The sequence below is a fragment of the Ruminococcus sp. MCC718 genome, from assembly GCF_018783905.1.
Taxonomy (GTDB): domain Bacteria; phylum Bacillota; class Clostridia; order Lachnospirales; family Lachnospiraceae; genus Hominisplanchenecus; species Hominisplanchenecus faecis.
The window spans coordinates 41,266-50,851 of record NZ_WQNP01000023.1; the positions used below are offsets into that span (position 1 = coordinate 41,266).

Consider the following 9,586-nt stretch of genomic DNA (forward strand, 5'->3'; position numbering starts at 1 on the left):
AAAATATCCAGATGCAAAATATAGAAAATGTCAGAAGGGGAAGGGATTATGTTTGGCAGAAATGGAAAAATTTCAAAAAGACAGATCAGAAGAATCCTGATCCTGGAGCAGGCTGCAAAGATTGGTTTACTGCTGCCTTTGCCGGCACAGATCCCGGAGGGCGGATTTTCCATCTGGCCATGGATTCTGACGGCGGCTCTGACCTTTCTCTATCTGAAAATCATGCTGGATTTTAGTAAAAAACTGCCGGAGTATCCTGCCACAGACAGAAAAAAAGGAATGGAGAATAAAGCAGCAGAAAACAGAAAGGATGGCACAGGCCAGGCGGAAATCGCAATCCTGACCGTTGTATATGGGATCTACGGTTTGGCAGATGTATTTTTTTTACTTTGTCTGTTTGCTGAAGTGGCACAGTGTTTCCTTCTGCCGGAACAGAAAATATGGATGCTGATTTTGCCGGCGGCAGCCGTCTGCAGTTTTGCGGCAGATCACAGACTGGAAGTCCGGGCAAAATTTCTGGAAGTGCTCTGTCCGATCCTGACCTTTCCGGTAATGCTGCTTCTTCTGGTTCTGGCGGTGCTTACGATCCGAGGCGGACAGTTTGGGACACTTGGAGAAATGATGCGGCCATCTGCTCCGGGTAGCATATGGATCGCAGGTATCGCCATGCTGTCTGTTTTTGCAGGTCTGGGGTCTGATGTATTTCTGCAAAGGGCAACCAAAGAGCAGCAAAGCAGAAGTGTTTTCGAGAAAACAACAGGTAGCATGCTGATCGGAAGTCTGTTGCTTTTGTTTCTTTTACAGGCTGTTTTTGGAGCCGGCGGCATCCGTGCCCTGCCATTTTCTGTCATTACTGCGATGAGCAATTCCAAAATTAAGGGGATTTTTTTGCAGCGGTGGGATGTTTTATTTGCAGTGTTCTTTCTTGGCATGGTCTGTGGGGCATTGGTATCAGGATTCACCGTTCTTGGGACTTGCAGTGAACGACTTCTGCCCGGAAAAAAGAAGAAGTGGAAGTGGTGGCTGATGGCAGCGGCAGCAAGTGCTGCGGCGTGCGTAAGCCCGTCTTATGAAAAAAGTGTACAGCTGTATGAGCTGGTGAGCCTGGGATTTCTTGGGATCACTATGCTGGTGGCGTTATTGAAAATTATAAGAAAAATACACTGCAAATAAAAAAAGTAAAAAATAATATCTAGGACCATTGCTCTTTGTTGCAGATAGCGTTTTGAGCAAGAAAGAAGGGAAAGAGTATGAAGAAAAAGAGGATAAAACAAAAAGAAGACAAAAAAGCAGACCGGAAGCACGGAAACAGAACCCGGAAAGCAATCCTGGGTATTCTGAGTGTTTTAGTGCTCCTTTGTCTTAACAGCTGCGGAAGAGAGCTGGAGGAGCGGGAATTTCCGGATACACTAGTGATCCGGGACAGTGCGGTCCCGTTTGAAAAATCTTTGCAGACAGAGCAGGATAAAAGCAGCAAATACCTGGATTATGGACAGGTACGCTGTGTCCTGCTGGAAGATGATCTGGCAGAGGATGATGAAAAACTGGGAGAAGTATTGCTGGCACTGGAAAAACGGCCGGCTTTTTCGAGAAATATCTATTTTTTCACAGCAGATGGCAAAGCACTGGAACAGCAGGAGAAACAGAAAGAAGAATCGCAGGATTTAACCGGATTTTATCAGAAAAGCACAGACCATAAAAGAGAAGCTGCCACACTGGGAAGCCTTTTGTACCGTCTGCACAACGGAAGCGGGGAACATAAAATTTTAAAGCTCAAAGAAGAGGATGGCAAACTTGTGCCGCAAAACTATCTCAATGTTTTAAAGAAAACAGAAAACGAAAGTACGGCAAAGAAAACAAAAACAACAAAAACAATCCATGGAATAGAGAAACAGACAACAAAAGAGACAGCAGATCAGATCCAACAGGGGATCGCAAAGGAAATCCTGCGTTTTCATGTGCTGGCAAACAGCGACAGCGAAGAAGACCAGAAACTGAAACTGGAAGTCAAAGACCGGCTGGTAGATTATATGAAAGACCTTCTGGACGGAGCAGAAGATGTTAAGGAAACAAAAAAACGTATCACAGAAAATCAGGAAACGATCTGTCTTGTGGCAGAACAGGAGATCCAGAAACGAGGCTATACTTATCCAGTGAGTGTAAATCTGGAAAAGTGCTATTTTCCAATGAAAACCTATGGGGACTGCACCTTTCCGGCAGGAACTTATGAGGCACTGCGAGTCTGCATCGGGAAAGCAAAAGGCAGAAACTGGTGGTGTGTACTCTACCCCGGTCTCTGCTTTGCTGACAGCGTAAATGTCATCGTGCCGGATGAGAAAAAACAGGAACTGAAAAACATCCTCACCGAAGAAGAATACGAAAGTCTGTTTGACTGGCGGGAAGATGATTATCAGATCCGATCCGGATTTTTGAGATTGTGGAGAAAACTTTTTGCATAAAAGAGGATACCGGAAAAGTATCCTCTTTTTCAAAATCAAGGTAATATTTATCAGCCGCGGATCAGTGCCAGAAGCTCTTCTTTTGACTGAACTCCGATCGTTTTTCCGGCAACTTCTCCATTTTTAAATACAATAAAAAACGGGACGGACATGATACGATATTTGCTTACCAGTTCCGGGTACTCATCAATATCGACCTGTCCGACCTTAAAATCTTCTTCCAGGTCAAGCTCTTCCAGAACCGGATGCATAGCCTTACACGGGCCGCACCAGGTGGCAAAAAAATCAACAAGAACAGGTTTATCTGATTGAAGTACTTCTTTTTCAAAGTTTTCGCTTGTAAAAATCAACATAAAAAATCATTCCTTTCTTTTGCAGATCTGTAATTCATGTTATACTGGCTTTGAAATGCCGGAAGATGCGAAGAAGAATTCGATATCTTCATGGTTAGTATACCACAATCGGTAAAAAATAATAGTGACTTTTGCAACAAAAATGCAAATACCAAACAGAGAGAAAATTGCGGGGATTGTGCTGCAATAAAGCAATATATGGGCATTTTTCGAAGAGAGGAAAGAAAGCATATGCAGGATTTTCAAGAAGATGAGAAAAAGAATCATGATCGGATCATGCTGGTGGAGGATGATACGACGATCACACATGTTCTGAAACGGCAGCTGGAGCGATGGGGATATGAAGTATTTGACACGGTGGATTTTGAACATGTGATGGAAGCATTTGCCGGGTGGAAACCGGATCTGGTGCTGATGGATCTGACGCTTCCGTTTTTCAATGGCTATTACTGGTGCAGCGAGATACGAAAAGTAAGCGATGTACCGATCATTGTGATCTCATCTGCAGGGGATGACATGAATCTTGTCATGGCGATCAACATGGGAGCAGATGATTTTCTGGCAAAGCCGTTCGGCATGGAAGTGGTTGTAGCCAAAATACAGGCAGTGCTTCGTCGTTCTTATGCATTTGTATCGGAAAAAGCACTCTGCTGTGTCGGAAACGTGACATTGGATCTGACAGAAGCCGTTCTGCATTACAAGGAGAAAGAGCTGAAGCTGTCCGGAAATGAATTTGGAATTTTAAAAATATTGATGAAAAATCCAAAAAGACCCGTCTCCAGGGAAGAACTGATGCGTTCGCTGTGGGAATCAGAACATTTTATTGATGACAATACGCTGACGGTCAATGTGACAAGACTTCGAAAAAAACTGGAAGAAATCGGACTTTGCGAATTTATTAAGACGCGAAAAGGGATTGGCTATCAGATCAGGGAGGAGCAGGTTAGATGAAAAAGGCTATGGCTGCCCTGATATTGTTTCTGATAGAGACGCTCTTGTTTTATCTCTATGAAATGCCGCTGGAGGCATGGGCTTACAGCAGTGTGTTTATTCTTTTGATTTTTGGCGGATGGATCATTCTGGATGAAGTGCAGCAAAGAAAAAAATATAAACAACTGAAAAATATCCAAAAAGAAGCAGAAGTTTATCTGGAAACGGAACATTTTGGAAAGCCGGAAAACGCTGTTGAAAAAGAATATCAGAATCTTGCAGAGATGCTGGGAAGACAGTGGGAAAATGCCAGGCAGGAAGCAAGATGTCAGATCAGTGAAGCAAATCGTTATTACATAAGGTGGTCACATCAGATCAAGACGCCGATCGCTGCCCTCCGCCTGCTTCTGGAGGAAGAGGAGCCGGATCGTGCTGCCATGGAAGGAGAAATCTACCGGATCGAACAGTATGTGGAATTTGCACTCCAGTATCAACGTTTGGAAGGCGGGCACAAAGATCTGGTATTTGCCCATTACAGCCTGGAAAGTATTGTCAAAAAAGCCCTGAAAAAAACAGGCGTTCTCTTTAGCCGGACAAAGCTTGCCCTGGAGCTGGGCAATCTGCAGACAGATGTGCTGACCGATGAAAAATGGCTGGTCTTTGTGCTGGAGCAGGTACTTACCAATGCTGTGAAATATACCAGGAAAGGAAAAATTTCCATTTATCTGGATCCGGAAAAAGAAAAAACGCTGGTCGTGGAAGATACCGGCATGGGAATCCGTCCGGAAGATCTGCCGCGTATCTTTGAATGGGGATATACCGGGTACAACGGAAGGATCAAGAACCGTGCCACCGGCATCGGACTGGCCCTGTGCAGACAGACCATGGAAATGCTGGGACATCGTATTTCGGCAAAATCCGAGCCGGGAAAAGGGACATGTATTTATCTGGATCTTGCAGTCGATCCAGTCCGGGATTACTGAAAACTTACACAGATGTAAGGTTAAAAAAGGAATTGTAAGCCATTTCGATGGATTTGCAGTTCCTGTTTTTATACAATAACGGATGTCAGGAATGAAAACCTGAAACGATCATGTGGATGGTGGAGTATCAAATACAAAGCGATCCGCAGGGTATTATAAGACACAGTAAAAAATGGCAGGAGGACTGGAAATGGAATTACTAAATGTTTCACACTTGAAAAAAATATATACCACAAGATTCGGCGGCACGCAGGTGCAGGCACTTTCGGATGTGAATTTTTCCGTCGAAGAAGGAGAATTTGTGGCGATCATGGGGGAGAGCGGCTCAGGAAAAACGACGCTTCTGAACATTCTGGCAACACTCGACAAACCGACAGCCGGAGAAGTTCTGCTTTCTGGAGTGGATATGGGCAGTATTCCGGAGAAGCAGCTTGCCATGTACCGCAGAAACAATCTTGGATTTGTTTTTCAGGATTTCAACTTGCTGGATACGTTTTCGCTGAAAGACAACATCATGCTTCCGCTGGTCTTATCCGGAAAAACTTACAGTGAAATGGCACCGAAAATGATGGAACTTTCACGCAGACTGTCCATTGAAGAGCTTCTGGAGAAATATCCATATGAAGTGTCCGGCGGTCAGAAACAGCGTGCAGCGATCGCAAGAGCACTGATCACAGAACCGAAGATCATCCTGGCGGACGAACCGACCGGGGCACTGGATTCCAGAGCGGCGGCAGGTGTGATGGATCTGTTTGAGTCCATCAACCGGGAAGGACAGACCATCTTGCTGGTAACGCACAGCATTCAGGCGGCAAGCCATGCATCCAGGGTTTTGTTTATCAAAGATGGCGAGGTATATCATCAGATCTACCGCGGAATGTCCGGACAGAGGGAAATGCTGCAGAAGATTTCAGATACACTGACCCTGATCACAGCAGGGAGGGAAGAGGCATGAAACGATTCTTTTATGTGAAAATAGCACTGACAAATCTGAAAAAAAACAGACAGACCTGTTTTCCGTATCTTCTGACCTGCATTGCAACGATCATGATGTTTTATATCATGTCCAGCCTTTCCACGAATTCTGCACTGAATAAAATGCGGGGCGGGGAAACGATGAAAATTGTGCTGATATTTGGAAGCGTTATAGTTGGGATTTTTGCAGTTTTGTTTTTATTTTATACAAACAGTTTTCTTGTGAAACGCAGAAAAAAAGAGTTTGGTCTTTATTACATTTTAGGTATGGAAAAACGCCACATCAGCCGTGTGATGCTGTGGGAAACAATCTATACGGCAATACTCTCGCTCCTGTTTGGAATCGCATGCGGAATCCTGTTTTCCAAGCTGGTTTTTCTGGGACTTCTGAAAATCCTGAAGATGGAGGTTGTGATCGGTGTGGAAGTCAGTGCTTTTACGCTGGCAGAAACCATCGGACTTTTTACAGTGATCTTTCTTTTGATCTTCTTTAACAGCGTCCGCCTGATCTATATGGTACGGCCGGCTGAACTGCTAAAAGGAGGTCAGATCGGTGAAAAAATGCCGAAAACAAAATGGCCATTGGCAGTGCTTGGTATCGTGACACTTGCAGGCGGCTATATCCTTGCACTGAAGGCAGATAATGTTATGACCGGGCTGAATACTTTTTTTGTGGCAGTACTTCTCGTTATCGTCGGAACGTTTTCCCTGTTTACGGCAGGGAGCATTGCTTTTCTGAAACTGCTGCAGAAAAACAAACGCTACTATTATAAAACAAATCATTTTATTTCGGTTTCCGGAATGATTTATCGCATGAAGCAGAATGCGGCCAGTCTTTCTCTGATCTGCATCATGTCAACCGGAGTCCTGCTCCTGATCTCTTCTACAACAAGTCTTTATGTCGGACAGGAGCATTCGCTGTATATGCATTATCCGAAGGAATTCAGAATTTCACTCAGTCTTGGAACGGAACCGGATGACAGTGCACAGTTTGAAAAAGAATTAAAAGAAATCGGTACTTATGCAGAAAATTACCTGAAAGATAACAAAATTGACGTAAAAAACGAAGAAAGTCAGACCGTGATCGATGTGGCTGCATTGCAGAAGGATGGAAACGTGCAGATTACATCGAGCAGAATCTACGGCTCTGAAGATTTTGAAAATCTGTGCATGCTGCAGGCAGTCACGCTGGAAGATTATAACCGGGAAACAAAAAAGAACGAGACATTAAAGGATGGAGAAGCACTGGTATTTCTGGAAGATGTCCCACTGCAGCAGGACACTTTCTCTGTCAACAATATGAAGTGGAAAGTGAAACACCTGCCGGAGGATACCAGGATGGGAGATACCGGACTGGAATTTTATGCAAATCCGGTATACCGTATCGTGGTAAAAGATTTTGCACAGCTGCAGGAACTCTGGAAAATAAACAAAGAAGTATACAGAGAAAACGCATCGAAAGTAAAATATGAATACAGCTTTGATGTGGATTTTCCGGAAGAAAAAATACAGAAACTGACAAGCAGTCTGCATGCTTATCTTGGAGAACAAAAAGATGCACCACACGCTTTTGTGTATGGAATCGAGAACAGGACAGAAGGCAGAGCAGAATTTTACAGCCTGTACGGCGGATTGTTTTTCCTTGGAATTTTTCTGGGGCTTCTCTTTGTCATGGCAACCGTCCTGATCATCTATTACAAACAGATATCCGAAGGTTATGAAGACAAAGAACGCTTTGCAATCCTTAAAAAGATCGGTATGGAACGGGGTGAGATCAACGCCTCTATCCACAGCCAGGTTCTGATGGTGTTCTTCCTGCCGCTTGTTTTAGCCGGAATCCACAGTTGTTTTGCTTTCCATCTGGTCAAAGAAATCCTGATGGGTGGTTTTGGGCTTTGGGATATGAAACTTCTGGTTCTCAGTGCAGTCCTTACGTTCCTGGCATTTGCCGTATTTTATGTGATCGTGTATCTGCTCACTGCCAGAGAATACTATAAAATTGTAAGTGAGTAAAAAACTTTTCTGTATATGCACCCAAATGATATACAGCCTCGTCTAATAAGTGAAAGACGCAAATGAAAGGGGGAACAGAAATGTTTCTGGTAAAGCAGGCACAGAGGGGAGATGCCGATGCCTTTGTCGCTCTGATCGAAAAATATAAAATGGATCTCTACAAAGTCGCAAAAGCCTGTCTGAAAAATGAAGAAGATGTGGCAGATGTGATGCAGGAGACGACACTTTCGGCGTGGGAACACATAGGCGAGCTGAAAAAGGCAGCTTATTTTAAGACGTGGCTGACCAGAATCCTGATCAACAACTGCAACAACGTGTTAAGAGAACGGAAACGCTGCATTGCCACGGAAGATTTTTCCATGCAGGGCGAAGAGCCGCAGGCAAAGACCGATGCAGAATTTTATGAGATGCTTTCCTGTCTGCCGGAGAAATATAAACATATATTTCTTCTGTATTATGGACAGGGATTTCGAACAAGGGAGATCGCAGAGATTCTGGATCTCAGTGAGAACACGGTGAAGAGCAGACTTAGAAGGGGCAGGGAAAGTCTGAAAAGTCAGTTAATACTTTGAAAATACTTATAAGGAGGCCGGGAGTATATGTTATATACAGAAAAAGAATTACAGGATACATTAAAAAAAGACGTTACGATATCAAAAGAAACAGAAAAGCGGATGCAGGAAACTTATGCACAGATCAGAAGAGATACAAAAACATCAAAAAAGCGGGGCAGAAAGCATACCAGTATGGCAGCCGCTGTGGCACTTGCCGTGATTCTGATCTCTGGCACAACCGCAGGAGCTGCGTATATCAGTGCACATACCGATCTGCTTGGCAATGTGTTCGGACAGCAGAGCCGTACGACAAAAGAAGCTTATGATACGGTCGTAGATAATGGAAAAGGCGGCACGACCGTAACGATGCCATCAAGAGAATATGTGGCAGTCGATGAGGCACAGGCAGAAAAAATGGTGGAGCCTTACGTAGAAGATTTAAATATCACAAGAAAAATCGGAGATTACACACTGACGATCATCAATAATATTTCGGATGGAAATGCAGGTGTTCTGTCTCTGAAACTGGAAAATCCAAACGGAATCAAAGCCATTCATGCAGATGAAGGAACAAATGAGGCAAAAGGTGCTTATTTTACACAGGATCGTGACTTCTATTTCTATCTGGAAGGTGCAGATGAGAGCCTTGTAGCAGACAAAATGACGATCGACAGCAAAAAGAGCAGCGACACCTGTTATTATCTTTATTCCAGCTATGTCTGCTCTGCTAAGAATACCGATCTTAAATTTCATCTGGAGCAGTATGGAAAACCAGTTTCAGAACTGAAAGATAATGATATGGCTACGCAGAAAGAAGACATTGCACTTGGTATCGGAAAAATGCCGCTGACCAGTGCAGTGAATCCAGAAAACAACAAAGAACAGTTTGCTTATTCAGCAATCTCACTTTCCCTAAATCTGGCAAATGGATTTGGACTGGACGATGAGATCCAGAAAGAAGATGGACAGACCTTTGTAGATCCATATTATCTGAAAAAACTGGTGCTGAAATACAAAGACGGAAGCGAATACACCGTTCTGGATGAAAATGTGGACAACACAAACTATGTCTGCGGCGAAATGGAAAACGGAGATACCATCAAGATCGTGTTTAACCGCATGGTGGACTGGAGCCAGGTGGAGACGCTTGTTGTAAATGATGTGGAAATTTCGGTTCAGTAGTATAAAAAAGAGATGCCAAAGAAAGAACAATAAAAAGTTGTGGCGGAGGTTTGTGTAAATGTGCAAATGAACGCCATAGAAATGATTTTATAAAATATATAACGCCATGATGATTCGAAAACAATCTCCTGACACGC

The 9,586-nt window shown here is 43.7% G+C and carries 9 protein-coding genes; 8 read left to right on the plus strand and 1 reads right to left on the minus strand.

Translation table 11 applies throughout. The features are described from left to right. The first annotated feature begins 27 nt into the window (after positions 1-27). Together GPK60_RS03100 and spoIIR are read left to right on the plus strand one after the other, a co-directional pair. Positions 28-1,173, plus strand: coding sequence for a GerAB/ArcD/ProY family transporter (locus GPK60_RS03100; RefSeq protein ID WP_215658831.1), 1,146 nt, complete (start codon positions 28-30; stop codon positions 1,171-1,173). 77 nt (positions 1,174-1,250) lie between these two features. Next, positions 1,251-2,459, plus strand: coding sequence for a stage II sporulation protein R (spoIIR, locus tag GPK60_RS03105; protein WP_215658832.1), 1,209 nt, complete (start codon positions 1,251-1,253; stop codon positions 2,457-2,459). Positions 2,460-2,509: 50 nt separating this feature from the next. On the opposite strand, the gene trxA is transcribed toward spoIIR, so the two are convergent. Next, entirely contained in the window at positions 2,510-2,812 is a 303-nt protein-coding gene (trxA, locus tag GPK60_RS03110) for a thioredoxin (protein WP_022119129.1), read from the minus strand. A gap of 231 nt (positions 2,813-3,043) precedes the next feature. Here trxA and GPK60_RS03115 point away from each other — a divergent pair, with 231 nt between their 5' ends. From GPK60_RS03115 to GPK60_RS03140, 6 genes are all read left to right on the plus strand, one after another. Then, positions 3,044-3,763 carry a response regulator transcription factor gene (locus tag GPK60_RS03115; RefSeq protein ID WP_147630959.1) on the plus strand — a complete coding sequence of 240 codons (720 nt, stop codon included), beginning with the start codon at positions 3,044-3,046 and terminating at the stop codon, positions 3,761-3,763. Continuing rightward, positions 3,760-4,725 carry a sensor histidine kinase gene (locus GPK60_RS03120; protein WP_215658833.1) on the plus strand — a complete coding sequence of 322 codons (966 nt, stop codon included), beginning with the start codon at positions 3,760-3,762 and terminating at the stop codon, positions 4,723-4,725. Before GPK60_RS03115 ends, GPK60_RS03120 begins: the two co-directional genes overlap by 4 nt. A gap of 190 nt (positions 4,726-4,915) precedes the next feature. Then, positions 4,916-5,680 (plus strand): ABC transporter ATP-binding protein, encoded by a 765-nt coding sequence (locus GPK60_RS03125; protein WP_215658834.1) that lies wholly within the window; start codon positions 4,916-4,918, stop codon positions 5,678-5,680. Beyond that, positions 5,677-7,713, plus strand: a complete 2,037-nt coding sequence (locus tag GPK60_RS03130) for an ABC transporter permease (protein WP_215658835.1) — start codon at positions 5,677-5,679, stop codon at positions 7,711-7,713. The genes GPK60_RS03125 and GPK60_RS03130 overlap by 4 nt, the downstream gene beginning before the upstream one ends. An 80-nt stretch (positions 7,714-7,793) precedes the next feature. Continuing rightward, positions 7,794-8,285 carry a sigma-70 family RNA polymerase sigma factor gene (locus GPK60_RS03135; RefSeq protein WP_215658836.1) on the plus strand — a complete coding sequence of 164 codons (492 nt, stop codon included), beginning with the start codon at positions 7,794-7,796 and terminating at the stop codon, positions 8,283-8,285. A 27-nt stretch (positions 8,286-8,312) separates the two neighbouring features. Continuing rightward, the gene (locus tag GPK60_RS03140) at positions 8,313-9,449 is read left to right on the plus strand and encodes a hypothetical protein (RefSeq protein ID WP_215658837.1); all 1,137 of its coding nucleotides are present in this window, start codon (positions 8,313-8,315) and stop codon (positions 9,447-9,449) included. The last annotated feature ends 137 nt before the right edge of the window (positions 9,450-9,586 follow it).